The organism is Streptomyces caniscabiei (assembly GCF_014930365.1).
GTDB lineage: Bacteria > Actinomycetota > Actinomycetes > Streptomycetales > Streptomycetaceae > Streptomyces > Streptomyces caniscabiei.
Window position 1 is genome coordinate 37337 of sequence record NZ_JABXWI010000001.1, and the last position, 25871, is coordinate 63207.

A 25871-nucleotide genomic window follows, 5' to 3' on the forward strand; every position below is an offset into this window, starting at 1 on the left:
TTCCGGGTTGACACCCTCGCCTTCACGTGTGACTGTCTTCCCACCAGCACAAAACGTGCTCACCTTTCCAGCTCGTCACGAGCTGAGGCGAGTCGGCACGGAACGGCACACCGCAACACAAGATCGGGAGGGCGAGGCGATGACAGCGCCTCCGCAGAATGCGCATGCCGGGGCCGCGGCGCGCGGCATGCAGCTCGATGAACTGCTTCAGTTGCCCGTCATGGTCGACCTGGAGACGTCCAACCGGGCGTTCCTGCTGGGCCGCACCAAGGGGTTCATCCTGGCCAAGAAGGGCGAGTACCCCTGCCCGGTCATCCGAGTTGGGCGCACCTACAGGGTCAGTCGAGCTGCGCTTCTCCGCGCGCTCGACATCGAGCCCAACGAGAGCGGCGCCGGGCCTAGCCACCCGACGCCGCCGTGTGAGAACGACCCTCACCACCAGCGCTAACTAGCAAGACGGCGGCACCCGGGGTCTAGCCACCCCATCAGTGCCGCCGCCGGAAAGAGACGTCTCAAATGGCAACAGTACAGCCCAGCATCACGGCGTCAACGACGACGCCGGACCCGAGAGACCAGCGCGCCGGTGTCGACCTCGACGCGGTCATCGCAGCGATGCCCGACGCCATCCACGAGGCCATGCGGAAGACGCTCCCGCAGAAGTACACGCCGGACATGGCCGACGCCATCGCCGCCCAGACGATCGCCAACCTCACCGGCGTCACCTCGGTCCCGTGCCCCGTCTACCGGGACTGCGCCGACACCACCCCCGGCCACTTCGACCACTTCACCCACGACCTCAAGGTCGTCGACGACGCGGACGGCTCCACGATCCTCGACGCGGGCATGGTCGCCAACTCCGGCTCGGACCGGCACGTGATCGTCTACCTCCGCAACGCCGAGTTCACCGACCCGGCCTCGGTCCGGGCGAAGACCGCCGAGGTCCGCGCGTTCCTCGACCAGGTCGACGAGCTGGCCGACCGCGTGTTCGCCGACCAGCAGACCCGCACCGAGCAGGCCGGACGGGCGGAGGCGCAGGCATGACGGCCATCGACACCACCCGCGAGCGCATCATCAGCCAGCTCGGAGCCGGCCACGCCGAGATGAACCGCGTCGGGCTCGGCAGCCCGGCCCTCGACGACTTCAACGCCGAGGTCATCCGGCAGATCTCCGAGGCGGACGACCCGACCGCGACGCTCGACGCGATCGTCCAGCTGATGCGCGAGCACCGCGCCGGAGCGGTCGCGTGACCGCCCCGACGAACACCGTGGCGGCCGCAGGGGGAGCCTGCGGCCGCCCGGCCCGAGCCGCCGATTCCGTGCCAGGGGAACACTCCACGGAATCCGTGCTGTCCTGTTCCACAGGCGCGGGGCCTCAGGAAACAAGGGAGGCCTCTGTGTCCCAGCAGCGCCGCCCGGCCCTCAGCGAGGCCGAGCAGGCCCGACGCGCGGACCGACCCGTCCGCGACCCCGACCCCGCCCGCAACGCCGCTTATTGGGCACGGATCGACCGCATCGTGGCTGAGGCTCCCCCTCTCTCGAATGAGCAGCGAGCCGTCATCAGGACCGCGTTCCACGGCGCACGCATGCAGGGGGCGGCGTGATGCGCGAGACCTCCAAGCCCGAGTGCGGCCACTGGATCGGCGCCGAACGCCGCCACTGCCGCAAGGCCGAAGGCGTCCGCCCATACATCCCCGGACTCCGCTGCCCCGCCCACACCCCGCGCGCCCTGCAAGGGCTGCCCGAATTCCCGCCCGGCCCCGGCTGGCCCGTCGGCGCCTGGACCACGCCCACCCCGGACAGCGTCGCCTCCGTCATCGACGAGCGCGCCATCGCCTCCGGCCGCCGCCGGTCCAGCCCCCACGTCTACCGCGCGGCCCAGGCCGCCGTCGCCAAGCAGAAGGAGGACCGGGCGTGAGCGTCGACCCGAAGCCTTTCCGCGCCAGCATCCGCAAGCTCATCGACGACGGGCAGCTGCCCCTCCATAACGGCCAGACCGCCCTGTCGCTCTGCGACTTCGCCGAACAGCACGGCCGACACCTCGCCGACCCCCAGCAGGTCGTCACCTTCATGGGGCTCGGCGAGGTCACCGCAGTCTTCGCCGAGCCGGTGGACGGGGAAAGAGGCAACTGGTACTTCGTCGGCTCCGTCCTGGAGGCCACGGGCACCAGCTGGCAGCAGTGGGAACAGCTCCGTGACGAAGAGATCGCCGAAGCCGCCGAGGAACCGGCCGTACCCCCACGTGTGGACACCATCACCTCCTACGAGGAAGACGGCAGCACCCACCAGGTACCGGTCTGCAACTGGCAGATGGCCCTGATGCTCGCCCTCGACGGGCCGTGGGGCGAGGAGCTGATGGCGAACGCCATGCCCGCGTTCCAGCGGGCCGCCGTCGAGTCGGGGATCGCCGATCAGATCGACGTCGTGCGGATCGCGGAGGACGGCACCGCGCGCAAGACCGGCGAGACCATGGCCGACGCCGTCCTCCGCGACGGCCCGCTCCCCTCGGCCGAGGTCATCCGCGAGCAGATCCAGCGCGGCCCGCTTGGCGCCCTGGAGATCGGGGGCGAGAAGTGAGCCGCACCCCGAGTCAGACGTTCTGGTCGGACCAGGCCCTGGCCACCGCCCGCGACGCGGCAGCCGACGGACGCACCATCGCCATCGTCCACGACTACGCCGACGGCGAGCAGTGCTCCTGGTGCGACTGCACCCTCGCCGACTTCAAGGGCCACCGCTGCGGCGGCTGCCCCAACCGGGCCGGGGCCGTCCTCCGCGTCCACGACGGGAGTCCCGTCCGCCGGGACATCCCCGTCTGCGACGGACACCGCGACGACGCCATCGTCTTCATGGCCAGGTGGATGGGCGGCACCGGCTGAGGACCCGCCGGGGACGGGCACTCCCCCCGCCCGTCCCCGGCGCTCACGGACCACATCGGATCCAGCTCAAGGGACACGTTCGTGAACAACTTCCCCGGCGTCGCTATGGAGCGCGTGCTCAAGGCCCTCGGTGACAAAGGCCTCGACTACCGCCGCGCCGGCGGCGGGTACGAAGCCCAGTGCGGCAACCCGGCCCACCCTGACGACAAGCCGTCCATGTCCGTGAAGCAGGGCAACCTCGGCGCCGTCATCCACTGTCATGTCTGCGGCGAAGAGGGCAAGCCCGACATCCTCGCCGGGCTCGGGCTGACCAAGGCCGACCTGTTCGACCAGCAGCTTCAGCGTCCGGACCGGCCTCAGGTCGTCGCCACCTACATCTACGAAGACGCGGACGGTGCCGAGCAGTACCGCCGCGACCGGCGTGAGCCCGGCAAGGACGGCAAGTCCAAGGACTTCATGCAGTACCGCATGGTCAACGGCCGCAAGGAGTACGGCCTGAAGGACGTCGTCCGCGTCCCGTGGCGGCTCCCGCAGGTCATCGCCGCGGTGAAGGACGGGCGGGAGATCTTCTGGAACGAAGGCGAGAAGTGCGTCCAGGCCCTGGAGAAGATCGGTCAGGTCGGTACGACCGCGGGCGGAGCCCAGGACTGGCGGCCAGGTATGGCCGAGTGGTTCGACGGTGCCGCCAAGGTCACCGTCATCGCGGACAACGACGAGCCTGGGATCAAGCACGCCCGTAAGGTCGCCGCCGCGCTCAAGGGCCGCGTCCGCGAGATTCGTATCGTGCGCGGCGCGGTCGACCGGGCCAAGGCCGACATCGTCGACCACATCGCGGCCGGGCACACTCTCGACGAGCTGGTCGACATCACCGACCCGCGCTCACACCTCCGGTCCGTGCCTCCCCCAGCAGACGCACCCACCGAGGGCTCAGCTGCCCTGCAGCCCGAGGAGACCGAGCCTGCGGCACCGCAGGTCGGGTTCGACCTCACGACGGTATTCGGTCTGCGCGGGTGCAAGGTCCCACGCGGATACCGCATCACCGCCAAGGGCGTCGACCACACCACCGGCAAGGACGACCCGCCGTGGGCCCGCTTCACCTACGCGCCCCTCGTGGTCACCTCGGCCTACGAGGACCCCGACGGCGAGCAGAGCGTCCAGCTCTCGTGGACCGACCGGGGCAAGACAGTGTCGAGGATCGTCGGCAGGGACATCGCCAAGCGCGGGCGCGAGCTGGTGAAGACCCTCGGGTCGGCCGGCCTGCCCGCCATCGAGGGCGACGCCCGAATCCTGGAACGCTGGATCGCCGAGTTCGAGGCCGCCAACCCCGGCGGAATCCCGCACGAGAAACTCGCCCGGAACCTCGGCTGGCAGCCCGACGGCACGTTCGTCTCCTCCCCCGACTCCGGCACCAAGCTGGAGGTCCGCTACGACGAACAGCGAGTGCCTTCACAGGCATTCGGAGTCGCCGGGTCCGCCGAAGAGTGGCGGCAAGCGATCGCCCTGCTGGAGCGCCACAAGGTGCCGCGGATCGTCATCGCTGCATCGCTGGCCGCCCCGCTGCTGCGTCCGCTGGGCCTGCCGTCGTTCACCGTCGACATCTCCTCCCGCTCCACCAAGGGCAAGACCACCGCCCTTCAGTGCGGGTGCAGCGTCTGGGCCAACCCGAGCGAGAACGCCGCCGCCATCTCCAACTGGCGGGGTACGGCCTTCGCCATCGAGAAGCGCTTCAACTTGGTCCGCGGTCTGCCGACGTTCCTCGACGAGACGATGGCCGTCTCCGACGAAGGGATCATCGATTACGTCCTGTACCAACTGCCGATGAACCAGGGCAAGGACCGCTCCGGCGGGTACGCGGGCGCCCTGCCGTGGGAGACGGTCCTGCTGTCCTCCGGGGAGCGGACCGCGCTGTCGTACACCCGTAACCAGGGCGCGGCGGCACGGACGTTGTGCACGACCGAGGCCCCGTTCGGAGACGACGGCGACACCGCCCGCGAAGTCCACGACGCCGTGTTCGCCAACTACGGTCACGCCGGACCGCGTTTCGCGGAATTGGTCCGCAAGGGACTGGCCCGGGACGGCGGCCGCGACAGGCTCAGGCAGCGGCACAAGGACCTCACCGTCCTCTTCCGGGGCGACAACGCCATGACGGGCCGCCGCGCCCCGATGGTGGCAGTCCTGGCCCTCGCCGAGGCGATGGCGTGCGAGACCGGCATCCTGCCCTACGAGCCGCTGTCGACGGAGACGTGGGCTGAGACGTTCACCTCGTCCAACGCCACCGACAACCAGCCCGAGATGGCCATGGACGTGGTCCGCGAATACATCGCCGCCCACTCCTTCGAGCTGTGGCCCAGCCGTGACCCGGAGGATCGGCCGCCTCTGCGCGGTTGGCTCGGCGCGGTCAAGGTCAGCAAGGAGGGCACGTTCATCGCGCTCATGCCCGAACGCCTCCGGACGATCCTCTCCGACGCCGGCTACTCCCTGGACGCGGTCCTGGACGGCTGGGCCAACGCGGGCTACCTCTCCTCGGCAGTCGACCGCGGCAAGGTCACCTACCGGATCGTCACCCGGTTCGACGGACGCACCGCGCGCTGCTTCCAGTTCACGCCCGAGGCACTGACGTTGAACGAAGACGCCCGGGAGGCGGCGTGATTACCGCCTCCATCTGCCGTGTTACGCAGTGCCGTTACGCGGTTTGCGTAACGGGGCCTGCGAGCCATATGTGCAGTTCAGGGACCTGTGAGCGCGTCACGAAGTCGCGTTACGCAATCGGCCGGAATACCCACCCCGATGCGCGCATGCGTGCGCGAGCGCGGGCGTGCACATGCGCGTACCTGTGTGTTCTACGTAACTACGTAACAAAGAAAGAAGAGAAGAAGAAAGAGCAGGTCAGGCCCACAAAGAGGCGTTACGCAGGGCGTTACGTAGGCGTTACGCGCCACGTAACGGCCCGGAGTCTTCCCCCGCAGCAGATCCGAGCCGAGGTGACCCATGCCTGAATTCACTCCGCGTCCCTACCAGACCAAGGCCATCCAGGCGCTCACCTCCGGCTGGGCAGCCAGTCCGAACAACCGGCTCGCTGTCGTCCTCCCGACCGGCGCCGGGAAGACCGTGGTCTTCGCCAACCTGATCAGCGAGATGCTTGACCAGTTGGACGGGCGCCGGGCCCTCGTCCTGGCCCACCGCGAAGAACTCATCGAGCAGGCCGCCGCCAAGGTCCGCGCCGTCCGCCCCGACCTCCGTGTCGGCATCGTCAAGGCACAGCGCAACGACCACCACGACGTCGACGTCATCGTTGCCAGCGTCCAAACCCTGGCCGTAGAGCGCCGCCGCAACGCGATCCGCGACATCGGCCTGATCATCGTCGACGAATGCCACCACGCCGCCGCGCCCACCTACATGGACGTTCTCGAACACTTCGGCGCCTGGCGCGGCGTCCCGACCGCCGGCTTCACCGCGACCATGACCCGCCAGGACGGCGGCCTCGCCGAGGTCTGGCAGGAGGTCGTGTTCACCCTCGACATCCTGGAGATGATCCGCGGCGGCTATCTCGTCGACGTCCGCGGGAAGCGCGTCGTCGTCGACGGCCTCAACCTCGACAAGGTCAAGACCCGCCACGGCGACCTGCAGGACGGCCAGCTCGCCCAGGCCCTCGACGACTCCGGCGCCGCCGACGTCGTCGCCGAGGCGTACAAGGAGTTCGCCGCCGACCGGGCGGGCGTCGTCTTCACCCCGACCGTCGCCACCGCCCAGTCCATGGCCGACTCCCTCAACGACGTCGGAATCTCCGCCACGACCATCTGGGGCGACATGCCCAGGGAGGCCCGGCAGACCGCGCTGAAGTGGTACGAGAACGGCGACGTCCAAGTCCTATGCAACTGCATGGTCTTGACGGAGGGCTTCGACGCTCCGTGGACGTCGTGCGCGGTCATCGCCCGCCCCACGAAGTCCGCGGGCCTGTACTGCCAGATGGCCGGCCGTGCGCTGCGCCTGTGGGAGGGCAAGAAGGACGCTCTCCTCCTGGACGTGATGGGCGCCTCGACCCGACACAAGCTCGCGTCCATCGTCGACCTGACCGGGCGGAGCCTGTCGGAGCCGAAGGATGGCCGGTCTCTCGGGGAGACGGCCGACGAGGACGATCTCAACGCGCCGATCGGGAGCGTCGAGTGGGAGGACGTGAATCTCTTCCACGAGTCTCCGGTGCGGTGGCTCCAGACCGACGCGGGGATCTGGTTCGTGCCGCTCACATCGAGCATGTTCCTGTTCCTCGTCCGCGGCAGTAAGCCGGGCGTGTACCGGGTCCGGCGCTGGGACACCGGCACAGGCGTCAGGCCTCCGAGCCCGGATGTGGAGGCGCCGCTCGCGGAGACGATGCGGTGGACGGAGGAGCAGGCCCGGCGGCTCGTGCACCCGTCGTACTTGGATCGGGCTGCGCGGTACCGGGACAGGGCGCCGAGCCCGAAGCAGCGCGCTTGGTGCCGCTTCAACCGGGTGCCGATCCCGGCCGGGAGTACGGCCGGAGACGTGTCGGACCTGATGGACATCCACGCGACGGGCCAAGCCCTGCGTAACTACAACCTCGCCGCTGCGGCGTGAAGGGACACGTCATGACCGATCACGAACTCCAGCTGCTGTTCATCGGCGTCGCCGTGGGCATGGACCTGATGATCCTCGTCCAGGTCGCATTCGGGATCTGTGACGACCGGCGGGACCGTAAGGCCGCCCGCGCCGCTCAGGCCCGGCTCGACGCCGCGCGAGAGAAGGCTCGCGCATGACGGCCAGCTGCGGGCTGTGCGAGCGCGACCTGACACAGGGCTACCTGTGTCCCGGCTGCGCGCTCGCCACTGGTAAGCGCTTGGCCGAGCTGCCCGTGCTGTACGCCGAGGTAGGCGAGTGTCTGGTCCCGCGCCGCTCCGGTTGGGGCGAGATCGTGTCGACCAGGGGCGCGGCCGGCCCCAGGTCGCCGATCGACGAGGACGTCCTCGACACGGTCACCTGGAACGGCGCCGCCGAGGTCGTGCACCTGTGGCGAGTGGATGTGCAGCGCGTGCGGTGGCCGCACCACGGGCCGCCGCCCGCCGCCGAGATGAACGCGGACGCGCGCTGGCTGGGCATGGAGCTGGAGTGGATCGCCGCGCACTATCCGGCGGCCGGGGATCTGGCGCGCGAGGTCGGCGAGCTGGAGAGAAGCGCCCGGTCGATCGTGGGCGACCCGGCGCCGCGCGTGCAGCGGCTCGGCACGTGCGTCGCGGTCGACGTCGAAGGTGTGGTGTGCGGGGCCGTTATCAAGCGGCTGCCGGGCCAGACCCGGATCCGGTGCGGCTGGTGCGGCTACACCTACGAGACCGCCCAGGACTGGCTGCAGCTCCAGCACCTCCAGCCGAAGGAGGAGACGTGCCCGAGCGCATTGTGACGTGCCGTGTTCTGTCCGGCCGCGGTGTCCGGTGCACCGGCGAGGCCGTGGACCCTGCGGCCGAGCTGAAGATCTGTGCCCGGCACCTGGCCGAGGCTCAGCGGCTGATCTATCAGGCGTTCCAGCGGGCGCAGCGCAAGGAGCCGACCCAGTGAACGATACTCAATGGGGGGTTGTGCTCAACCCCCCATGCGGTATCCTTCTGGAGGTGGAAGACACCCCATGGAGGGACCGGATCCGCGAGGAAGACGAGTTGCTGGAACAGCTCGACGTCCAAGCAGAGCAGGCCCGGAAGAGGAGAGCTCAAGCCCTGAAGGACGGGGCCGACGAGCTCGGGAGCGTCTACGCACTGGCTAAGCGACTCGGCTTGAGCCAGACCGCAGTAGGCAACGCGATCAAGAAGTACACAACCGAATAGACGAGGGCCGGACGGCAGCTCTCGCGGGTGCTGGAACACCCGGGAGGCGATCGCACCGCCCGACCCTCTACCGACTTGGATCTCACACCAGGAGTCGGCATGACCGATCTTTCCCCGCGCCCCGGCGCGCCCGCAAGTTCCCCGTCCACCCCCACGCAGAACCCCGGCGACGCCCGCGACCTCCGCAACCTGCTGGAGGCCGTCCTCGAAGCCGTCACCCTCCCCCACGACACCCCCGAGCACGCCCGCCGGATGCAGACGCGGGCCGACTGGGTCCGCGCCACCGTCAAGGGCGCCCTGGAGGAGGACCCGGCCAGCATCGGCTGGAACGCCGACTTCCTCCGCAGCAGGCTCCGCGCCGAGGAGACCGAGGCCGCCGAGAGGGCCGCCCGCGCCTCCGTCGACCGCGCCTTCCCCGTCGTCGCCCGCTTCCTCGCCGACGAGCGCGCCCGGGGTGACCGCCCGTGAACGCGCCCCGCACCATCACCCTGCCCACCATCGACCACGGCGACGTCACCCTGACCTGCCCCGCCTGGTGCACCGGCCACGCCGACCACCGGCCCGACACCCACCGCGCCGACATCCTCCACAAGGGCCCGGACGTCGCCCTCACCCTCCACGGCGGCGAAGTCATCGCCGCAGGCCTGGCACAGTCCCCGTTCGCATCGCCCTCCACCCCCGACCTCGGCGGCCGGACGCCCGGCGTCTCGGTGTACCCACCCGGCCGAACCCTGGACCCCGTCGACCTCTACGGGCTCGCGGCCGCCCTCGACAGCTACGCGGACCAGCTGCGCGACCTCGCCGACCAGCTCGCCGTGATCCTCGCCGGAGGTGACCGGTGACCACCCGCGAACTCACCCGGGGGCAGGCCGGAGTGCTCGGCACCGCCGCCGTCCTGATGGTCGTCGTCGGCGCATTCGGCGGCTGGGGCACCTACTCCAACGCCGTCGCCGAGTTCCACCGCCAGGCCACCGCCGCCGGTGTCGTCGCCGCCGGAGAAGGCCTCACCCTCATCCTCGCCCTGATCATGCTCGGGCGGACCATGCTCGGCCAGTCCTCCCCCGCCGTCGTCCGCGGCGGGATGTGGCTCGCCCCGCTGTCCGCCAGCGGCATCGGCATCACCATCGCCAGCGACGTCCGCGAAGCCGCCGTGTACGCGGTCACCCCGCTCGCCATGTCCGGCGCCGCCGAAGGCCTCGGCCTGATCGCCCGCAGCGTCGTCGTCTACCGCACCGGCGTGGACGCCGAGGTGATGCGCCGCAACGCCGACGCCGCCCGGCAGATCGCCTTCCAGCGCGCCGTCGCCGACGGCCACCCCGGCGAATGGCGACGCAAGATCGCCGTCCGCAGGTACTGGAGACTCGCCAAATACGTGGGTGTCGGCGACACCGAGCTCGGCGCCGGCCTGGTCGACGTCCAGCGCGTCCGCGTCCGCGAGGGAGCTGATGCGGCCCTCGCCACCATGTACGGCGGACAGTCCTCCCCGAAGGAGGCCGGCCCTGTCCCGGCCCGGTCGGCGCAGACCGTGCTCCGCGAGAAGTTCGCCGAGATGGACCCCGCCGAGGTGATCCGGATCGCAGCGGATGCGCACCCTGATGCGCCCCCGCCCGAGCTGGCCGCCCTCCTCGTCTCCTACGGCGTCGTCGTCGACGCCGTCCAGGTCGCCGTCGTCCTCGGCCAGCAGCCCCCCGAGTACGAGGTGCATCGACCCGATGCGCCCGCGCATCAGCAGGTCAGCGAGCTGGAACCGGTCAACCTCCAAGGCGCCGTCGAGGAGGCCGCCTCGTCTCTCGGCGATGGCGCATCACCCCGCGAGATCGCCGAGCACCTGGCCCAGCACCGGCGTCTCCTCGTCGACGAGCCGTACATCCGCACCGCCCTCTCGCGGGCCGCGAAGAAGCCCCAGCCGGAAGTGCCGGCCAAGCCGATGGAGGGCGGATACGCATGATGCGCATCATCTTCGGCGCCCTCCTCGGGCTCCTCGTCGCCTACCCGACCCTGCTCTCTGTCGTCCTCGCCGCGGCCGTCACGGTCGCCTCTCAGCCGGTCGTCCTCGCGTTCGCCGCCGGGGTCATCGCCTGGCCGCGCATCAGCCGCCGCATCAGGGGGTGGACGTCATGAGCGACGCCCTGGAGAAGGCCGAGGCCGCCGCCCGCGAGGCGTCGGTGAACACGGCCGCCGTGCAGATCGCGCTCGCCGCCGTCGAACTGGCCAAGGCCGCGCAGGCGCAGCCCGCCGCCGCACCTCCCGCGTGCGGGCACCAGCACAAGTCCGCCCGCAGTGCGGGCGAATGGCTGGCCATCGGCTGCGCCGTGTGCGTCGGCGGCATCGGGATCGCATTCGCGTCGATCGCCATCGCCATCGGCGGGATGTCCGTCGCGATCCTCGCCGTCGTCCTGCGCTCGATGTGGGCCGACTACCGGAAGGGCCGCTGACATGGGCATCTTCCGCTGCACCGAGAACGCCGCCGACGACGAGGCCCGCACCAGCCGGATCCTCCAGGGCGTCGAGGACGCCTACGCCGCCCGCACCGGCGACGCGTGCGGAGACGCCTCCCTCACCGACTTCGAGGAGACCGTCCTCAGCGCCGCCGTCCCCGCCGACGGCGCCCCGTACCCGCCGCCCGGCCACACCTATCCGCGCCGCTGACCTGCCCTTCCGTCCCTCGCAGGCCTGTGCCTGTGGGGGTGCGGTGGGGCCGGACAGCCCGGCCCGCAACCAGGAGGACCCAGCCATGGCCTTGATCAACCCCGACACCGGCAGCGAGATCGACATCGAGCCGGACGGCGACTTCACCATCACCTTCTCCATGACCCTCCCGCAGCAGCCCGCCACCGACACGGAGGAGGACACCCGTGGCTGACGGCCCCAAGTTCAGCGACCTCACCACCGGCGAGAAGCTGCGGCTGGCCGGCCTGGCCATCCGCATGGGCAAGCGCGGCCTCGCCGGTGACGGCGTCGACATCAGCGACCTCAAGGCCCGCGCCGAGCGGATCGAGCGCCAGGCGCTCCGCCGCAAGAACAAGAAGTAGCAACGCCCCGGGGACGGCCCCAACTGTCCAGGCCACGGCCGTCCCCGGGCCCCGGACCGCCCAACAGAACAACCCGGAGAGACCAGCATGACGGACACCGTCGTACCCGCCACCGTCGACACCACCGAGCCGCCCACCGCGCCCGTACCCGTCGACAACCCGAACCTGCCCAAGCCCGGCGTCACCGACGAGAAGCGCCGGCCGATCCTCCCCCCGTGGCTCAAGGACCGCACCGAATTCGCCACCGCCGCCCGCCACACCAGCGCCCGCCTCGGCTACGCCACCGCCTACCACGGGCTCCGCGCCCCCTGGTACGCCGTGCAACTGGCCGCCATGGCGCCCCGCGGCGCTTGCCGCTTCGTCACCGAGACCAACCGGTGGCTGTGGGACCGCGAGGCCGCGCCCCTGCGCGGGCACGCCGTCCGTACCGAGGACGTCGAGGAGTACCTGCACCTCGCCCGGCTGCGCGGCAACCGCGTCCGCCTCCGCGGTCTCGTCACCGTCGTCGCCACCGTGTTCGGGCTCGGCTTCGCCCTCTGGCTGTACGTCATGGCGCCCGCGTTCCTGTGGGCGTTCGCCGCTGGCGGGGTGCTCACCCTCGGCTACTTCGGGCAGCAGCCCGACGCCCCCGTCATCGGGCCAGCCGTCATGCGCACCGAGCTGCAGAAACTCACCGGCACCATCGTCCTGCGCGGCCTCGACTCCATCGGCAACCCGAAGATCTCCGCCGCCCTGAAGAAGGGCGGCGACATGGACGGCATGCGCTTCACCAGCGAAATCGTCCGCGACGGGCCCGGCTACCGCGCCGACCTCGACCTCCCCTACGGCGTAACGCCCGACGACATCATGGAGAAACGCGAGCAGCTCGCCTCCGGCCTGCGCCGCAAGGTCGGCTGCGTCTGGCCCTCCGGCGACGAGAACGAGCACGAGGGCCGCCTGGTGCTGTGGGTCGGCGACAAGCCGATGAACGAGACCACGAAACCCGCCTGGCCGCTCCTCAAGGACGGGCAGGTCGACCTCTTCCGGCCCGTCGTCTTCGGCAACGACCAGCGGATGCGGTGGGTCGAGGTCACCCTCATGTTCGCCTCCATCGTCATCGGCTCCATCCCCCGCATGGGCAAGACGTTCCTGCTCAGGCTGCTGATGCTCATCGCCGCCCTCGACCCGCGCGCGTGGCTGCTCCCCTTCGACCTGAAGGGCACCGGCGACCTCCGCGCCCTCGAACCCGTCGCCCACCGCTACCGCGCCGGCGAGGAAGACGACGACATCGAGTACATCCTCCACGCGCTCCGCGAGGTCAAGGAGGAGCTGCGCCGCCGCGCGAAGGTCATCAAGGGCCTGCCGCACGCCCGCTGCCCCGAATCGAAGGTCACCCCGGCCCTCGCGAACGACAAGAGCCTCGGCCTGCACCCCATCGTCATCGGCATCGACGAGTGCCAGGTCGTGTTCGAGCACGAGAAGCACGGCGCCGAGATCGAGAGCATCTGCACCGACATCACCAAGCGGGGCCCGGCCCTCGGCATCATCGGCATGTTCGCCACCCAGCGGCCCGACTCCAAGTCGCTGCCCACCGGCATCTCCGCGAACGCCGTCCTGCGGTTCTGCCTCAAGGTGATGAACCACCAGGCCAACGACATGGTGTTGGGCACCGGGGCGTACAAGTCGGGGATCCGGGCGACCATGTTCAGCCGCCGCGACCTCGGCATCTGCTACCTGTCCGGCGAGGGCGACGACCCCCGCATCGTCGCGTCCGCGTTCGTCGACGCCCCGAAGGCCGAGCAGATCGTCACCCGGGCGCGGAAGATGCGCGAGGAGTACGGCAACATCACCGGCCACGCCCTCGGCGAGGGCCCGTCCGCCACCGTGGGGATGGACATCCTCGGCGACGTCCTGGCCGTCATGGGCCCGGACGAGAAGGCCGTGTGGTGCGAGCGTCTCGCCGACCGTCTCGCCCAGCTGCGCCCCGACGTGTACGGCGAGTGGAAGGGCGAGAACGTCACCACCACCGTCAAGGCGTGGGGCATCAAGACCGACCAGGTGTGGGGCACCACCGACGACGGCGAGGGCAAGAACCGGCGCGGCATCAAGCGGGCCGACGTGGTCGCCGCCGTCACCCGCCGCGAGGCCGACCGGCTCGCCGCATAGCCCCAGGACGGCCGCTAGACCTAGCACCCCGCCCCGCTAGGTCTAGCACCCCTACTAGCGCCCGAAACGGCCCCTGAGCAGGCACCTAGCGCCTAGCAGGGGCACCGCTGAACCCCCGGGAACCGCCCGGAATCGAGGAGGAGACACCCCATGCTGGTTGCTATGGCCGCGGCCGTCCTGTGGCTCGGCGGCTACGCCGTGCTCTGCGCCGTCCGCCCCTTCGCCCCGTGCCGCAGGTGCGGCGGCCTCGGCGAGATCGAGCACCGCGACAAGACCCGGATGTGCCCGCGGTGCCTCGGCAAGAAGCTCCGGCTCCGCGTCGGCCGCCGCGCCCACAACGCCTGGCGCCGTACCCACCAGGCCGGCGCCCGCTGACCCACACTGGGGTCATGGACGACCAGATCGCACCCGTCGGCTACCTCACCGCCCGCGACGCCCAACGCGCCCTCGGCATCACGCCCGGAGCCCTCCGCAACCTCGTCTACCGAGGCCGCCTCAAGCGCGCCGGAGGCACCGACCGACACCCCTGGTACGCCGTCCAAGACGTCGCCGCCATCTCCGCGCAACGACGAGCGAACGCTGCAGCTTGACCGCAGGTCAGACCCTGTGTGACGATCGCGGTGAACAACTGTGTCCTCAAACGGCACCCACAGACGCACGCGAAGCCCCGGCCAATCCCCCCGGCCGGGGCTTCGTCGTGTGCTCAGCCACGTCACAGAACAGCCACATCGGGGACCCCCGGACGGCACTCGACGGATGATGCCCCGTCAGCGCAATCACTCTCGGGGGGATCCATGCGTACCCGTACAGCCATCACAGCCGTCCTGCTCGCCCTCGCAGCCACCACGGCCGCCTGCAGCAGCGACAAGGCCGACCCCGCAGCCTGCAAGGCCGCGATGGAGAAGCAGTTCGAGGACGCCAAGGACGGCAAGGAAGGCAGCCGCCCCGACGCGTGCGACGGCGTCGACGACAAGACCGTGCAGAAGTACGCCAAGGACATCGTCGCCGACCAGACGACCAAGGAAGTCGAGGAGTCGCTCGACGACATCGAGAAGGAACTCGACGACACCCTCGACGATCTGGAGACCGCCGCACCCTGACGACCCGGAGGTGGCGCCCGTGGCCGGCAACCCCCGCAACGGGCGCCCCTACCGACGGCTCGTCGACTGGCTCCGCGCCCAGCAGCTGCCGTGCTGGATCTGCGGCCACAACATCGGGTACGAACTCGACGCCCGGCACCCGCTGTCGTTCACCCTCGACCACCTCGTCCCGCTCTCGCGCGGCGGCAGCCTCCTCGACCGGGCCAACGCCCGGCCCGCGCACCGGCGCTGCAACAGCAGCCGCGGCAACCGCACCACCACGCCGCCCAGGGCGGCACCCCAGCGAGCCTCACGGAGGTGGTGACCGTGGCTGCCCAGCAGCAGACTCCCCACCAAGTCGTCGCGTCAGAGCTGCGGCGAGTTGACCCGATCGCGCTCCTCTTCCAACGCGATCAGGTCGCGGACCGGTTGCTCGTGGCGATCGCCGACCGAATGCGTGACGAGGCCGGCGGCCCCGACTGCAGTTGCGGAGGCTGCGACTCCTGCGCTCAACACGCGCTCATCGACTGGCTCGATCCGAGGTGACACAGCGTGCTGTACGTCATCACCGGCCCGCCCGCCGCAGGCAAGTCCACCTGGATCGACGCGCACGCCACAGCGCGTGACATCGTCATCGACCTGGACCGCATCACCCACGCGCTGACCGGCCCCGGCGCCCCCGCCTGGAACCAGGACCCCCTCCAGCTGAGGGTCGCCCACAAGGCGCGCTATGCCGCCATGCACGAGGCCTTCGAGCTACGCGACCGCGTCGATGTCTACCTCATCCACACCATGCCGACGGGCAAAGCACTCGCTCGCTACAAACGACTCAACGCGCGCATCGTGGTCGTCGACCCCGGCCGGCAGATCGTCATGGCACGCATCGAAGCCATGCGCGACCCCGACATGACCAGGGTCGCCACCCGCTGGTACAACTCCCGCGCCAGCCGGTCACGCTCGGCCATGCCCCAGTCGTCGCGGGCCTGGTGAGCTGCGGCGATTCGCCCATGGGGAGGGGGGCGGGTAGCTGACGGGGGATGAAGACCGGGCGACCCAAACGCCCTTGTCGCCCTGTTTTTTGCGCGGCCCAAATCTTCTCCCTAATCCGGCGAAGCAAGCTCCAGCGGATTAGGGAGCGTCACCCTGCGTGACATCACGCTGCGTCACGGCCCGGGGGTGATCGTGAGCGTTGCCGACAAGATCGCCTCCGAGATTGACGATCTTCACGCGGAGGAGACGTCCCCCGGAATGGCGGCAGTCGCCCTTGCGCTGGCCAAGGCGATCGACTCCACCGACGTTCCGGCTTCACAGGCCAAGGCGGCCCACGAACTCCGCTCGATCATGTCTGACCTGCGCAAGCTCGCGCCCGTGGAGTCGAAGGGGGACGCGGTCGATGACATTGCTGAGCAGCGAGCGAAGCGCCGGGCCGCCGCCCGCGAGCAGGCCAGCGGCTGACGGCCCGCTGTACGGCTGGCAGGAGCCCCCGATCCAGATCGCCCCGCCCTCGGTGTCCAGCGCGGGGCAGGAGGCGATCGACCTGGCGGCCAAGGCCGGGCTGAAGCTCGACCCCTGGCAGCAGCACGTGCTTCGCGTGGGCATGGGCGAGGCCGCCGACGGGGCATGGTCGGCGTTCGAGGTCGCGGTCAATGTCCCGCGCCAGAACGGCAAGGGCGGGATCATCGAGGCCCGCGAGCTGTGGGGCCTGTTCATCGGCGGCGAGCAGCTGATCCTGCACTCCGCTCACGAGTTCAAGACGGCGAAGAACGCGTTCAAGCGGATCGAGAAACTGATCAGGGGATGCCCTGACCTGCACAAACGCGTGAAGGCCTACCGGTACACGGTCGGCGAGGAGTCGATTGAGCTGCACTCCGGGCAGATCCTGCGGTTCATCGCCCGCTCGAAGGGCTCGGGCCGCGGCTTCACCGGCGACTGCAACATCCTCGATGAGGACATGATCCTCGGCGACGAGGCGATGGACGCGCTGCTGCCGACGATGGCGGCGGTCGAGAACCCGCAGATCTGGTACCTGGGTTCGGCGGGCATCGGCACGCCGTCGGTGCAGCTGTCGCGGCTGCGGGGGCGGGCCATGGCGGCGATCGAGGCCGGGGAGCCGGACGAGTCGCTGGCGTACTTCGAGTGGTCGTGCGACCTCCACGTCGACGAGTGCCCGCAGGGCTGCACGGCGCACGACGACGCGGGCTCGGACGAGGCGGTCCTGAAGGCCAACCCGGCGGTCGGGTTCCGGCTGACGCTGCCGAAGGTCCGCAACGAGCGCTCCACACTCAGCGCGGCCGGGTACGCGCGCGAACGGCTCGGTGTGGGCGACTACCCGGCGGTGACCGCAGAGACGTGGCAGGTCATCGGGGAGGACGCGTGGCGGGCCCTGGCGGCCGCCGAGTCCACGCCGAGCGACCCGGTGGCGTTCGCCGTCGACATGACGCCGGAGCGGTCGCACGTGGCGATCGCGGTGGCCGGGGCTTGGCGGGGCGGTACGCACGTCGAGGTCGTCGAGCACCGGCCGGGCACCGGCTGGTTCAAGGAGCGGGCGCGGGAGCTGACGAAGAAGTGGGGGCCGCGCTGCTGGGTCATCGACCCGGGCAGCCCGGCCGGCTCGCTCATCACCGACCTGAAGGACGCGCTGAAGACGGATCCGGAGGACGAGGGCGGCGAGGACGAGGAGCCCCGGCTCCTGGCCCCGGTCGTCGAGACGAGGACACGGGACGTCGCCCAGGCCACCGGTCAGTTCTACGACGCGGTCGCCGAGCAGGGCCTGTCTCACCTCGCCCAGGCGCCGCTGGCTGCGGCCCTGGCCGGGGCCCAGAAGCGGCCCCTGGGCGATGCATGGGCCTGGGCCAGGCGGATCCCGTCGGTGGACATCAGTCCGCTGGTGGCCGGGACGCTCGCGAAGTGGGGGCTGTCGGTGGAGGTCGAGGAGGAGCCGGAGGAGTCGGAGCCGTGGGCGGTGTACGGGTGAAGCGCATACGGCGGGTGACGGCCCTGGTGTGGTCGCGGCTCGGCTACACGGTCGGCTGCCTGACGGCCTCCGTGGGCGTCGGCTGGGAGTTCGGGCCTGGGTGGGGGCTGACGGTGGGCGGCGCCCTGGGGGCGGCCTCGTGCCTGCTGCTGGTCGATGTCGAAGCGAAGGGGCCCCCGAAGGGCGGTGATGTCCTGTGAACCTGCTGCAGCGCGCGTTCCAGCGCTTCGACTTGTCCTCGGCGCTCGATGACGCGTCGTGGTCGACGGGCGGAAACACCTACTTCGGGCTCGGCCGGCCGTCGGGCGGCGAAGAGCGGGCGTCGGCGTGGGACTTCGAGGCGGCGGTGCGCTTCGCGTACAAGCGCAACGGTCCCATCTTCGCGCTGATGCTGGTCAGACAGCTGGTGTTCAGTGAGGCACGGTTCCAGTTCCGGCAGATCCGCAACGGCCGCCCCGGCGAACTGTTCGGCACGCAGGCCCTGGAAGTCCTGGAGACCCCGTGGACGGGCGGCACGACGGGCAAGCTGCTGTCGCGGATGATCCAGGACGGCGACCTGAACGGGAACGGGTTCGTCACGAACTACAACCCCGGTCGGCTGAAGCGGATGCGGCCGGACTGGACGATCATCGTGACCGGGTCGGAGGAGGAGCCGCACCTGGCGGGTGACGCCATCGACGGTGACCTCCTCGGCTACGGCTACGCCCCGCAGGGCAACTGGGACGATCCGGTGTTCCTGCTGCCCGAGCAGGTCGCGCACTTCGCTCCGATCCCCGATCCGGAGTTCCAGTTTCGCGGTATGTCGTGGCTGACGCCGGTGGTGCGGGAGATCACCGCCGACTCGGCGGCGACGACGCACAAGCTGAAGTTCTTCGAGAACGGCGCCACCCCGCAGCTCGTGGTGGCCTACGACGCCTCGGTCACCGCGGAGAAGTTCGCGAAGCTCAAGGCCGTGATGGACGCCTCGCACGCCGGGGCCGACAACGCCTACAAGACGCTGTTCCTCGGCGGTGGCGCTGATGTGACGGTCGCGGGCAAGGATCTGCACCAGCTCGACTTCAAGGTCACGCAGGGCGCCGGGGAATCGCGTCTCGCGGCGGCGGCCGGGGTGCCGCCGAGCATCGTCGGGTTCTCCGAGAGCCTGGCCGGGTCGTCGCTGAACGCGGGTAACTACACGGCCGCCCGGCGCCGGTTCGCCGACGCCACGATGCGGCCGCTGTGGCGGGAGGCTGCCGGAGCCCTGTCCACCCTGGTCGATGTCCCCGCCGGGGCGGAGCTCTGGTACGACGAGCGGGACGTGGCCTTCCTCCGCGAGGACAGCAAGGACGCCGCCGACATCCAGGGCGTGAAGTCCCGCACGATCCGCCAACTGATGGACGCCGGGTTCGAGCCCACCTCGGTTGTCGCCGCCGTCGAAGCCGACGACTTCGCCCTGCTGAAGCACACCGGGCTGTACTCCGTGCAGCTGCAGAAGCCCGGCACCGCCCCGCCCGGCGCCGGGCCCGCCTCACCACCCACGGAGGAGCAGTGATGGACGCATTCATTCGCAGCTTCCCGCTGGAGGACATCCGTGTCCGCGCCGGCGGGGACGGCCGCACAGTCGAGGCCTACGCCGCGGTGTTCGACACCCCGACGGAGATTCACGACCAGGACGGCCACTACAACGAGGTCATCGACCGGCGCGCCTTCGAGCGAACGCTGACCCAGCTGGCTCCGGCTGGCAGCCGTACCAACTGGCGCGTCGGGGTGCTCTACAACCACGGGCGGACCCTGTTCGGGACGCCGTCCGAGCGGGGTGCGATGCCGATTGGCGCGCCAGTGGAGATCAAGGCCGACACTCGGGGCCTGCTGACCGTCACCCGCTACAACCGGACCGAGTTGGCCGACGAAGTCCTGGAGAACATCCGTGAGGGATCCATCACCGCCCAGTCCTTCAGTGGTGGATTCCTGCGCTCCGACCCGGGCCGCGCGCCCCGTGGCGGCTACCGGGCCGATGCCAGCGGCAAGCTGCGCACGGTGCGCCGCCAGGAGATCGCACTGCGGGAGTACGGACCTACCCCGTTCCCTGCCTACCCCGACGCCGCGGTAGTTGGCGTCCGCGCTGAGCAGGCTGCCCGCCTGCTGGCCGACCTACCCGACGATGAGCGCTTGAGGCTCGTCGACATGCTTCGGACCGGCACCCCGCTGGAATCGCCCGCTGGCGATGCTCCCGCAGGCCCGCCGTCCGCCGGCGACCCCAATCCGGGCTCCGCCGCCGAGGACCCGCCCACTGATGGGCACTCCGCTCGGCTCGCTGTGGCGTGGGCGAACGTCCGCGCCGACATCAAGGCCCGGAGGCCTTCATGACCGCCAAGAGGAAGAAGAAGTCCGATCTGCTCAAGGAGCAGGTCGAGGCGATCCGTTCCGAGCTCCTTGAGCTGGAAGAGCTCGAAGAGCCGACCGAGGAGCAGGTCGAGCGTGCCCGCAGTCTCGTCGGAGACTTCGACACCGCTCAGGAGGCGTACAACGAGCAGGTCGCCCACGAGGAGCGCGTGGAAGCCGTCCGGTCTGCAGCGCTGGTCGAAAGCAGCGTCGAGCGGGGCTCCGGCCCGGACGTGCTGACTCGCAGCCGCTCCAACCCGTATGAAGACCTGGACCGCGTCCGCGGCGCGAACCTCAACGACCGCAGCGCCGTGGGCGACCTGCGGTCCCGCGCGCTGACCGCGATCGACCAGGCGGGCGAGTTCATCACCGCCGACCAGCAGGACCGTGCCGAGAAGCTGGTGCGCGGCGACCGTCGGGGGCGGATTGCCCAGCACATCCTCCTCACCGGCTCGGACGAGTATCAGAGGGCGTTCGAGTCGCTGCTGTCCAACGCAGGAAACCCGGCGCTGCTGGAGTCGGACGAGTACCAGGCGTACAAGCTCGCAGAGGCGCACCGGCGGGCGATGACCCTGACGGACTCGGCGGGTGGCTTCCTGGTGCCGTTCACCCTCGACCCGACGATCATCCTGACGAACGCCGGATCGGCGAACCCGTTCCGTCAGGTCTCCACCGTCAAGACGATCACGACGGACACGTGGAACGGCGTCTCCAGCGCCGGCGTGACGGCCGAGTGGCTCGCCGAGGCCAGCCAGGTTGCCGACGCCTCTCCGACGTTCGCGCAGCCGTCCATCACCCCGAAGAAGGCAGCGGCCTGGGTGCAGGGCAGCTTCGAGGTTCTCGCCGACTCCGGCTTCGGTGCGGAGGTCGGCCCGCTCCTCGCGGACGCCAAGGACCGCCTGGAGGCGACCGCCTTCACCACCGGCAACGGCACCACCCAGCCCAAGGGCGTCATCACCGCCGTGTCTGCCGTGGGCGGCTCGGTTGTCGCGTCTGCGACCACCGACACCTACGCCGTCGCGGACGTGTACGCCGTCGAGCAGGCGCTGCCCCCGCGGCACCGGCTGACGGGCTCGCCGTCGTGGATGGCGAACAAGGCGATCATCAACAAGACCCGCCAGTTCGACACCTCCGGCGGCTCCAGCTTCTGGGCCAACCTCGGCATGGGGCAGCCCGAGCAGCTGCTCGGCGCGCCGATCTACGAGGCCTCGGCGATGGACGGCGTCATCAACGCCGGCGCGGAGAACTACAGCCTGCTGCTGGGCGACTTCCGCAACTTCTACATCGTCGACCGGGTCGGCATGACCATGGTGTACGAACCGCTGGTCAAGGGCGCGAACGGACGTCCGACCGGTGAGGCGGGCTGGTTCGCCTACTGGCGGGTCGGCTCGGACGTCGTCAACGCCGACGCCTTCCGGCTCCTGAACATCACCTGATCCCTACCCACCCCTTCGGGCGCGGCCGGCATGCAGCGGGCCGCGCCCGTCCCGTTCCAGGAGCTGCGAACGATGTATCGAGCGAAGGACACGTTCTGGGTGCCGGGCAACCGGCGCATCGTCAAGGGCGACCTCGTCGCCCCGGACGACCCCGCCGTCGAGGGCCGCGAGGGCCTCTTCGAGGAGGTCGTCATCCCGCAGGCGTTGGCGCGCGAGGCGGCGAAGCCCGCCGCGAAGAAGACCGCGGCGAAGAAGACGACCGCCGCCAAGCCTTCAGCCTCGGCGGCCTCCGGCGACAGCAAGAAGGACGACCCGGCCGACGAGGACCCGCAGGAGAGGACGTCCGATGGGGGTGGCCAGGAGTGAAGCGCACCGTCTACAACCACGTCCGTGCCAGGGCCACCCTGGCGATCGCCCTGCGCACGGCGGCCGCCAACGGCACGGCCGTCGACCGGAAGCTGTCCGGGGCGTCCGGCGCCAACGAGTGGTACGGCTCGGCGATGCTCGTCGTCCACACCGGCACGATCACCGACGGCACCCACGCCATCACCCTCGAAGTCAGCGACGACAACTCCAACTGGTCGGCGGCCGCGGCCGCTGATCTGCAGGGCTCACTGCCGTCGATCGGCTCTTCCGACGACGACGCGCTGTACGAGGTCGGCTACACGGGCACCGCCCGCTACCTGCGCGCGGTCACCACCCCGTCGGGGACGACCACCGGCGGCGTGTACGGGGCGACGATCCTGCTCGGGTTCCCCACCGTCCTGCCCGTCTCCCGCACGTGAGGGGGTAGCGGTGGCGCTGCTGACACTGGCCGAGGCCAAGACCCAGTTGGACATCGACGGCTCCTCGCACGACACCGAGCTGCAGGTCTACGTCGACGGCGTCACCGCCGCCATCGAGGCGCACGTGGGCCCGGTGGAGAACCGGTCCGTGACCGAGACCCACACGGCCCGCGGTGTACGGCAGGTGGTGCTGCTGCAGACCCCTGCTGTGTCGCTGACGAGCGTGGTGCCTGTCCTCACGAACGGCACCACCTACCAGGTCGCGGCCCTGGACCTGGACGGGGCCACCGGTGTGGTGCAGCGACTGGACGGCGGCCGGATGTACGGCCCGCTGCGCTTCACCTACGTAGCGGGCCGGACCTCGGTGCCAGCCACCATCAACCTGGCGGCCCGCATCATGGTCCAGCACCTGTGGCGCACCCAGTACGGCGCGTCGCGGGCCGGGGCGAGCATCGGCGGCGGTGACGACTTCTCCGTCACCGAGCCGGTCGCCGGGTGGGGCTACGCCATCCCCAACCGGGTCCTGCAGCTGCTCGAGCCGTACAAGCTGCCCCCGGCGGTGCTGTGATGGCGACGACCTCCCGCGTTCCGGCCGCGATGGACGCGATCGTCGCGCTGGTGCAGGGGCTGGCCCTGGACGGTGTGAAGGTCGTCGACGGGCCGTCGGCCGTCAACGTCACCGAGCGGGACCGCATCCACATCGGGTGGCAGCCCGGCGCCGAGTCGGCGGCCTCCCTCCAGCAGCAGTGGAACGCTGCCGGAGCCAGGACCCGCGACGAGTCGTTCGCGATCCCCTGCTACGCCGAATCACGCGGCGGCGACAAGGACATGGCGTTCCGCCGCCGCAGGGTGTTCGAGATGGTCGCGGCCGTCGAGCAGGCGCTGCGCGCCACGAACGACGAGCCCGAGGCGCCGACCCTGAACAACACGGTGCTCTGGTCCGAGCTGACCGTCGGCGACCTGTTCCAGTCCCACGCCGAGGGCGCGATCGCAGGCCTGTCCTTCACCATCGCCTGCCGCGCCCGCATCTGACCCACCGCTACCCGAGGAGTCCAGTCATGGCGCGTGTGCGCTTCCTGGGGCCCGAGCAGGTCACCGTGCCCGAGCTGGGCCGGACCGTCGAGCCCGATCAGATCGTCGAGGTTCCTGACGCCAGGTTCGAGGGCTACGCCTGCCAGCCCTCGAACTGGGAGGTCATCGAGGAGCCCGGCGCCGCGAAGAAGAAGACCGCGGCGAAGGCGCCGCAGAACCAGGAGGGCTGATCCATGGCGATCGGATCCGGGCTCGGCGCCCAGCTCGGCATCGCGGCCGAGGTCACCTACGGCACCTTCGTGGCGCCGAGCAAGTTCGTGGAGTTCACCAAGTTCGGCGTGCAGCTGAAGAAGACCACCGCCCAGAGCGCCGGCGTGGCCGCGGGCCGTCTGCAGCCGCTGTCGGCCCGGCGTGTGGTGACCCAGCGCGAGGCGCAGGGCGCGGTGGAGATGGAGGTCACCAACAAGGCCATGGGTCTGTGGCTGAACACCCTGATGGGCGGGGGCGGTACGCCGACCCAGCAGGGCGCCACGGCCGCCTACCTGCAAACGCACACGCTCGCCGATGTCGCGGGCAAGTTTCTGACGCTGCAGGCCGGCATCCCGCTGACCACCGGCACGGTCACCGACAAGTCCTTCGTCGGCTGCAAGATCATCAGCGCGGAGTTCTCGTGCGAGGTCGGCGGCATGCTGATGGCCACGTTCGAGATCGACGCGAAGAACGTCGACGAGGGCCAGACCCTGGCCTCCGCGAGCTACCCGTCCATGTCCCCGTTCCACTTCGGGCAGATGGCGGTCAAGACCGGCAGCTTCGGCGCGGAGGCCGCACGGGACGGCATCCGCAAGATGAGCGTCAAGTTCGAACGCCCGCAGGACGTGGGCCGCTTCTACGCCGGGCAGGCCGGCCTCAAGAAGGAACCGATCACCAACGACCAGGTGAAGGTCACCGGGTCGATCGAGATGGACTACGTCGACACCACCCTCGACGACCTGTTCACCAGTGACGCGGCGACCAGCCTGGTGTGGGAGTTCATCGGCCCCAACATCGCCCTGACCCACGACGAGACGTTCCGCATCAAGCTCCCGGCGATCCGCTTCGACGACGCCCCGCCCACCGTCGAGGGCTTCGAGGTCATCAAGCCCACCCTGTCCTTCACCGGCCTGTACGACGGCACGAACAGCACGTCGATCGAGTACATGTCCACCGACACCGCGCTGTGAGGTAGGCCGTGGCACAGCAGGTGCGGATCCTGAACACCGGCAGCCTGCTGGAGCTGTCGCGGCGCCTGCGCGCTGCCGGTGGCGAGAACATCCGCCAGTCCATGCACCGCCGGATCCGGCGTGCGGCCGAGCCGCTCAAGGACGATCTGCAGGCCTCGATGCGCGGTCTGACCATCCGTCCGCCCGGCCGCACCACCCGGCCCGGCGGCGCGTCTCCCACAACCCGTCCGCTGCGCGACACGATCGCCGACGCGATCCGCATCAGTGTCCGCACGGGGGCCAGCCCCGGGGCGACGGTGTGGGTCGACAAGTCGCGCCTGCCGGCCGACCTGAAGAACATGCCGGAGGTCCTGAACGAGGGCCGCGTTCGGCACCCCGTCTTCGGCAACCGGCGCCGCTGGGTGAACCAGTGGGCTCAGCCGCCCTGGTGGGACACCACCGTCCGCCGGCACACCCCCCGTATCGAACGTGAGGTCGCCCGTGTCCTCGACGACGTCCGGCGCCGCCTCGAATAGGAGCACCCGTTGATCATCAAGTACATGCCCGCCGAGGGTGAGCCGCAGCTGTTCGACGCGGGACGGATGCGCGCCTCCGAGATCCAGATCATCGAGCGGACCGCAGACCGCAGCTGGCCGGCCATCAAGGAGGAGATGGGCCTCGGCAACGTCAACGCGATGCGCGTGGTGGCCTGGGTCATCAAGAAGCGCACCGAGCCGTCCCTCAGGTTCGGGGACTTCGACCCGTGGGACGACGAGCTGCGGGTCATGCTCGACGCGAAGGAGACCCGCGCCTACGCGGAGAGGCTCCTCGCCAAGTACGGCGACAACCCCGAGGACCTGGCCGACGCCTTCGACGAGCTGCGTGACGCGTCCTTCGACCGCGAGGCATGTGAGGCGGCGATCGCCGACGTGATGGCCCCAAAATCCCCGGACGCCCCCGAGGCAGAGCCGCAGCCGGAGGAGAGCCCAGCTTCACCGAGCGGTACCTGACCTACCTACCGCTGTTCGGCCTGTACCTGCACTACACCGACGCGGACGTCGACGCCCTCACCGAGGAGCGGTTCGACCTGCTCACCACCTGGATCGACGCCCACGAAGCACGGCTGCG

At 70.2% G+C, this 25871-nt stretch carries 42 protein-coding genes; all 42 read left to right on the forward strand.

Annotated features, from left to right (window positions below; translation table 11 throughout):
* Positions 1-187: 187 nt before the first annotated feature.
* The 42 genes from HW837_RS00175 (at position 188) to HW837_RS00375 (ending at position 25753) form a co-directional block, all read left to right on the forward strand.
* Positions 188-448 carry a hypothetical protein gene (locus HW837_RS00175; RefSeq protein ID WP_193383452.1) on the forward strand — a complete coding sequence of 87 codons (261 nt, stop codon included), beginning with the start codon at positions 188-190 and terminating at the stop codon, positions 446-448.
* 68 nt (positions 449-516) lie between these two features.
* Positions 517-1041 (forward strand): hypothetical protein, encoded by a 525-nt coding sequence (locus HW837_RS00180; protein WP_193383310.1) that lies wholly within the window; start codon positions 517-519, stop codon positions 1039-1041.
* On the forward strand, positions 1038-1247 hold the full coding sequence (locus HW837_RS00185; RefSeq protein ID WP_193383311.1) for a hypothetical protein: 210 nt from the start codon (positions 1038-1040) through the stop codon (positions 1245-1247). Before HW837_RS00180 ends, HW837_RS00185 begins: the two co-directional genes overlap by 4 nt.
* A gap of 146 nt (positions 1248-1393) precedes the next feature.
* Complete coding sequence (locus HW837_RS00190; protein WP_193383453.1) at positions 1394-1600, forward strand: hypothetical protein; 207 nt, start codon at positions 1394-1396, stop codon at positions 1598-1600.
* A complete protein-coding gene (locus HW837_RS00195; protein WP_193383312.1) occupies positions 1600-1914 on the forward strand; it encodes a hypothetical protein in 315 nt (104 codons plus the stop codon). Before HW837_RS00190 ends, HW837_RS00195 begins: the two co-directional genes overlap by 1 nt.
* Positions 1911-2573 (forward strand): hypothetical protein, encoded by a 663-nt coding sequence (locus tag HW837_RS00200; protein WP_193383313.1) that lies wholly within the window; start codon positions 1911-1913, stop codon positions 2571-2573. The genes HW837_RS00195 and HW837_RS00200 overlap by 4 nt, the downstream gene beginning before the upstream one ends.
* Complete coding sequence (locus HW837_RS00205) at positions 2570-2872, forward strand: hypothetical protein (RefSeq protein ID WP_193383314.1); 303 nt, start codon at positions 2570-2572, stop codon at positions 2870-2872. Before HW837_RS00200 ends, HW837_RS00205 begins: the two co-directional genes overlap by 4 nt.
* Positions 2873-2953: 81 nt before the next feature.
* Positions 2954-5521 carry a DUF927 domain-containing protein gene (locus HW837_RS00210; protein WP_193383315.1) on the forward strand — a complete coding sequence of 856 codons (2568 nt, stop codon included), beginning with the start codon at positions 2954-2956 and terminating at the stop codon, positions 5519-5521.
* Positions 5522-5860: 339 nt separating this feature from the next.
* Positions 5861-7465, forward strand: a complete 1605-nt coding sequence (locus tag HW837_RS00215) for a DEAD/DEAH box helicase (protein WP_193383316.1) — start codon at positions 5861-5863, stop codon at positions 7463-7465.
* Positions 7466-7476: 11 nt separating this feature from the next.
* A complete protein-coding gene (locus HW837_RS00220; protein WP_193383317.1) occupies positions 7477-7644 on the forward strand; it encodes a hypothetical protein in 168 nt (55 codons plus the stop codon).
* Positions 7641-8282, forward strand: a complete 642-nt coding sequence (locus tag HW837_RS00225; RefSeq protein ID WP_193383318.1) for a hypothetical protein — start codon at positions 7641-7643, stop codon at positions 8280-8282. The genes HW837_RS00220 and HW837_RS00225 overlap by 4 nt, the downstream gene beginning before the upstream one ends.
* Complete coding sequence (locus HW837_RS00230; RefSeq protein ID WP_193383319.1) at positions 8264-8437, forward strand: hypothetical protein; 174 nt, start codon at positions 8264-8266, stop codon at positions 8435-8437. Before HW837_RS00225 ends, HW837_RS00230 begins: the two co-directional genes overlap by 19 nt.
* On the forward strand, positions 8434-8700 hold the full coding sequence (locus HW837_RS00235; RefSeq protein WP_319677991.1) for a hypothetical protein: 267 nt from the start codon (positions 8434-8436) through the stop codon (positions 8698-8700). Before HW837_RS00230 ends, HW837_RS00235 begins: the two co-directional genes overlap by 4 nt.
* Before the next feature lie 99 nt (positions 8701-8799).
* On the forward strand, positions 8800-9168 hold the full coding sequence (locus tag HW837_RS00240) for a hypothetical protein (protein WP_193383320.1): 369 nt from the start codon (positions 8800-8802) through the stop codon (positions 9166-9168).
* Positions 9165-9542: a DUF6907 domain-containing protein gene (locus tag HW837_RS00245; RefSeq protein ID WP_193383321.1), complete on the forward strand. Its 378-nt coding sequence runs from the start codon at positions 9165-9167 to the stop codon at positions 9540-9542. The genes HW837_RS00240 and HW837_RS00245 overlap by 4 nt, the downstream gene beginning before the upstream one ends.
* Entirely contained in the window at positions 9539-10648 is a 1110-nt protein-coding gene (locus tag HW837_RS00250; RefSeq protein ID WP_193383322.1) for a conjugal transfer protein, read from the forward strand. Before HW837_RS00245 ends, HW837_RS00250 begins: the two co-directional genes overlap by 4 nt.
* Positions 10645-10821: a hypothetical protein gene (locus HW837_RS00255; RefSeq protein ID WP_193383323.1), complete on the forward strand. Its 177-nt coding sequence runs from the start codon at positions 10645-10647 to the stop codon at positions 10819-10821. The genes HW837_RS00250 and HW837_RS00255 overlap by 4 nt, the downstream gene beginning before the upstream one ends.
* Positions 10818-11135: a hypothetical protein gene (locus tag HW837_RS00260; protein WP_193383324.1), complete on the forward strand. Its 318-nt coding sequence runs from the start codon at positions 10818-10820 to the stop codon at positions 11133-11135. The genes HW837_RS00255 and HW837_RS00260 overlap by 4 nt, the downstream gene beginning before the upstream one ends.
* Position 11136: 1 nt before the next feature.
* On the forward strand, positions 11137-11349 hold the full coding sequence (locus HW837_RS00265; protein WP_193383325.1) for a hypothetical protein: 213 nt from the start codon (positions 11137-11139) through the stop codon (positions 11347-11349).
* A gap of 85 nt (positions 11350-11434) precedes the next feature.
* Positions 11435-11563, forward strand: coding sequence for a hypothetical protein (locus HW837_RS49510; RefSeq protein WP_272875577.1), 129 nt, complete (start codon positions 11435-11437; stop codon positions 11561-11563).
* Positions 11556-11732 (forward strand): DUF6257 family protein, encoded by a 177-nt coding sequence (locus HW837_RS00270; protein ID WP_193383326.1) that lies wholly within the window; start codon positions 11556-11558, stop codon positions 11730-11732. The genes HW837_RS49510 and HW837_RS00270 overlap by 8 nt, the downstream gene beginning before the upstream one ends.
* Before the next feature lie 87 nt (positions 11733-11819).
* Complete coding sequence (locus tag HW837_RS00275; protein ID WP_193383327.1) at positions 11820-13877, forward strand: cell division protein FtsK; 2058 nt, start codon at positions 11820-11822, stop codon at positions 13875-13877.
* 150 nt (positions 13878-14027) lie between these two features.
* Entirely contained in the window at positions 14028-14252 is a 225-nt protein-coding gene (locus tag HW837_RS00280; RefSeq protein ID WP_193383017.1) for a hypothetical protein, read from the forward strand.
* A gap of 14 nt (positions 14253-14266) precedes the next feature.
* Positions 14267-14467, forward strand: coding sequence for a hypothetical protein (locus HW837_RS00285; protein ID WP_193383016.1), 201 nt, complete (start codon positions 14267-14269; stop codon positions 14465-14467).
* Between the two features lie 204 nt (positions 14468-14671).
* Positions 14672-14977 (forward strand): hypothetical protein, encoded by a 306-nt coding sequence (locus HW837_RS00290; protein WP_193383015.1) that lies wholly within the window; start codon positions 14672-14674, stop codon positions 14975-14977.
* A gap of 19 nt (positions 14978-14996) precedes the next feature.
* On the forward strand, positions 14997-15281 hold the full coding sequence (locus HW837_RS00295) for an HNH endonuclease (protein WP_193383328.1): 285 nt from the start codon (positions 14997-14999) through the stop codon (positions 15279-15281).
* 2 nt (positions 15282-15283) lie between these two features.
* Complete coding sequence (locus HW837_RS00300; RefSeq protein WP_193383329.1) at positions 15284-15502, forward strand: hypothetical protein; 219 nt, start codon at positions 15284-15286, stop codon at positions 15500-15502.
* 6 nt (positions 15503-15508) lie between these two features.
* A complete protein-coding gene (locus HW837_RS00305; RefSeq protein ID WP_193383330.1) occupies positions 15509-15946 on the forward strand; it encodes an AAA family ATPase in 438 nt (145 codons plus the stop codon).
* Between the two features lie 192 nt (positions 15947-16138).
* On the forward strand, positions 16139-16411 hold the full coding sequence (locus HW837_RS00310; protein WP_319677993.1) for a hypothetical protein: 273 nt from the start codon (positions 16139-16141) through the stop codon (positions 16409-16411).
* The gene (locus tag HW837_RS00315; protein WP_237269788.1) at positions 16350-17930 is read left to right on the forward strand and encodes a terminase; all 1581 of its coding nucleotides are present in this window, start codon (positions 16350-16352) and stop codon (positions 17928-17930) included. The genes HW837_RS00310 and HW837_RS00315 overlap by 62 nt, the downstream gene beginning before the upstream one ends.
* Entirely contained in the window at positions 17912-18130 is a 219-nt protein-coding gene (locus HW837_RS00320) for a hypothetical protein (protein WP_193383332.1), read from the forward strand. Before HW837_RS00315 ends, HW837_RS00320 begins: the two co-directional genes overlap by 19 nt.
* On the forward strand, positions 18127-19461 hold the full coding sequence (locus HW837_RS00325) for a phage portal protein (RefSeq protein WP_193383333.1): 1335 nt from the start codon (positions 18127-18129) through the stop codon (positions 19459-19461). The genes HW837_RS00320 and HW837_RS00325 overlap by 4 nt, the downstream gene beginning before the upstream one ends.
* Entirely contained in the window at positions 19461-20276 is an 816-nt protein-coding gene (locus HW837_RS00330) for an HK97 family phage prohead protease (RefSeq protein ID WP_193383334.1), read from the forward strand. Before HW837_RS00325 ends, HW837_RS00330 begins: the two co-directional genes overlap by 1 nt.
* Complete coding sequence (locus tag HW837_RS00335) at positions 20273-21727, forward strand: phage major capsid protein (RefSeq protein ID WP_193383335.1); 1455 nt, start codon at positions 20273-20275, stop codon at positions 21725-21727. Before HW837_RS00330 ends, HW837_RS00335 begins: the two co-directional genes overlap by 4 nt.
* A gap of 72 nt (positions 21728-21799) precedes the next feature.
* Entirely contained in the window at positions 21800-22093 is a 294-nt protein-coding gene (locus HW837_RS00340) for a hypothetical protein (RefSeq protein WP_193383336.1), read from the forward strand.
* The gene (locus HW837_RS00345) at positions 22090-22512 is read left to right on the forward strand and encodes a hypothetical protein (protein WP_193383337.1); all 423 of its coding nucleotides are present in this window, start codon (positions 22090-22092) and stop codon (positions 22510-22512) included. Before HW837_RS00340 ends, HW837_RS00345 begins: the two co-directional genes overlap by 4 nt.
* A 10-nt stretch (positions 22513-22522) precedes the next feature.
* Positions 22523-23080, forward strand: a complete 558-nt coding sequence (locus HW837_RS00350; protein WP_193383338.1) for a head-tail connector protein — start codon at positions 22523-22525, stop codon at positions 23078-23080.
* On the forward strand, positions 23080-23544 hold the full coding sequence (locus tag HW837_RS00355) for a hypothetical protein (RefSeq protein WP_193383339.1): 465 nt from the start codon (positions 23080-23082) through the stop codon (positions 23542-23544). The genes HW837_RS00350 and HW837_RS00355 overlap by 1 nt, the downstream gene beginning before the upstream one ends.
* A gap of 26 nt (positions 23545-23570) precedes the next feature.
* Positions 23571-23774, forward strand: a complete 204-nt coding sequence (locus HW837_RS00360) for a hypothetical protein (RefSeq protein WP_193383002.1) — start codon at positions 23571-23573, stop codon at positions 23772-23774.
* A 3-nt stretch (positions 23775-23777) separates the two neighbouring features.
* Complete coding sequence (locus HW837_RS00365; protein ID WP_193383001.1) at positions 23778-24764, forward strand: phage tail tube protein; 987 nt, start codon at positions 23778-23780, stop codon at positions 24762-24764.
* An 8-nt stretch (positions 24765-24772) separates the two neighbouring features.
* Entirely contained in the window at positions 24773-25279 is a 507-nt protein-coding gene (locus tag HW837_RS00370) for a hypothetical protein (protein ID WP_193383000.1), read from the forward strand.
* Positions 25280-25288: 9 nt separating this feature from the next.
* Positions 25289-25753, forward strand: a complete 465-nt coding sequence (locus HW837_RS00375; RefSeq protein ID WP_193383340.1) for a hypothetical protein — start codon at positions 25289-25291, stop codon at positions 25751-25753.
* The last annotated feature ends 118 nt before the right edge of the window (positions 25754-25871 follow it).

Excerpts from the sequence above, each read along its gene's own strand:
- HW837_RS00180 (WP_193383310.1), top strand. The coding sequence starts at position 517 with ATGGCAACAGTACAGCCCAGCATCACGGCGTCAACGACGACGCCGGAC.
- HW837_RS00285 (WP_193383016.1), top strand. The coding sequence starts at position 14,267 with ATGGACGACCAGATCGCACCCGTCGGCTACCTCACCGCCCGCGACGCC.
- HW837_RS00360 (WP_193383002.1), top strand. The coding sequence starts at position 23,571 with ATGGCGCGTGTGCGCTTCCTGGGGCCCGAGCAGGTCACCGTGCCCGAG.
- HW837_RS00340 (WP_193383336.1), top strand. The coding sequence starts at position 21,800 with ATGTATCGAGCGAAGGACACGTTCTGGGTGCCGGGCAACCGGCGCATC.
- HW837_RS00185 (WP_193383311.1), top strand. The coding sequence starts at position 1,038 with ATGACGGCCATCGACACCACCCGCGAGCGCATCATCAGCCAGCTCGGA.
- HW837_RS00195 (WP_193383312.1), top strand. The coding sequence starts at position 1,600 with ATGCGCGAGACCTCCAAGCCCGAGTGCGGCCACTGGATCGGCGCCGAA.
- HW837_RS00215 (WP_193383316.1), top strand. The coding sequence starts at position 5,861 with ATGCCTGAATTCACTCCGCGTCCCTACCAGACCAAGGCCATCCAGGCG.
- HW837_RS00175 (WP_193383452.1), top strand. The coding sequence starts at position 188 with ATGCAGCTCGATGAACTGCTTCAGTTGCCCGTCATGGTCGACCTGGAG.
- HW837_RS00260 (WP_193383324.1), top strand. The coding sequence starts at position 10,818 with ATGAGCGACGCCCTGGAGAAGGCCGAGGCCGCCGCCCGCGAGGCGTCG.
- HW837_RS00280 (WP_193383017.1), top strand. The coding sequence starts at position 14,028 with ATGCTGGTTGCTATGGCCGCGGCCGTCCTGTGGCTCGGCGGCTACGCC.
- HW837_RS49510 (WP_272875577.1), top strand. The coding sequence starts at position 11,435 with ATGGCCTTGATCAACCCCGACACCGGCAGCGAGATCGACATCGAGCCG.
- HW837_RS00330 (WP_193383334.1), top strand. The coding sequence starts at position 19,461 with ATGGACGCATTCATTCGCAGCTTCCCGCTGGAGGACATCCGTGTCCGC.
- HW837_RS00365 (WP_193383001.1), top strand. The coding sequence starts at position 23,778 with ATGGCGATCGGATCCGGGCTCGGCGCCCAGCTCGGCATCGCGGCCGAG.
- HW837_RS00220 (WP_193383317.1), top strand. The coding sequence starts at position 7,477 with ATGACCGATCACGAACTCCAGCTGCTGTTCATCGGCGTCGCCGTGGGC.
- HW837_RS00335 (WP_193383335.1), top strand. The coding sequence starts at position 20,273 with ATGACCGCCAAGAGGAAGAAGAAGTCCGATCTGCTCAAGGAGCAGGTC.
- HW837_RS00290 (WP_193383015.1), top strand. The coding sequence starts at position 14,672 with ATGCGTACCCGTACAGCCATCACAGCCGTCCTGCTCGCCCTCGCAGCC.
- HW837_RS00265 (WP_193383325.1), top strand. The coding sequence starts at position 11,137 with ATGGGCATCTTCCGCTGCACCGAGAACGCCGCCGACGACGAGGCCCGC.
- HW837_RS00355 (WP_193383339.1), top strand. The coding sequence starts at position 23,080 with ATGGCGACGACCTCCCGCGTTCCGGCCGCGATGGACGCGATCGTCGCG.
- HW837_RS00240 (WP_193383320.1), top strand. The coding sequence starts at position 8,800 with ATGACCGATCTTTCCCCGCGCCCCGGCGCGCCCGCAAGTTCCCCGTCC.
- HW837_RS00255 (WP_193383323.1), top strand. The coding sequence starts at position 10,645 with ATGATGCGCATCATCTTCGGCGCCCTCCTCGGGCTCCTCGTCGCCTAC.
- HW837_RS00275 (WP_193383327.1), top strand. The coding sequence starts at position 11,820 with ATGACGGACACCGTCGTACCCGCCACCGTCGACACCACCGAGCCGCCC.
- HW837_RS00315 (WP_237269788.1), top strand. The coding sequence starts at position 16,350 with ATGACATTGCTGAGCAGCGAGCGAAGCGCCGGGCCGCCGCCCGCGAGC.
- HW837_RS00225 (WP_193383318.1), top strand. The coding sequence starts at position 7,641 with ATGACGGCCAGCTGCGGGCTGTGCGAGCGCGACCTGACACAGGGCTAC.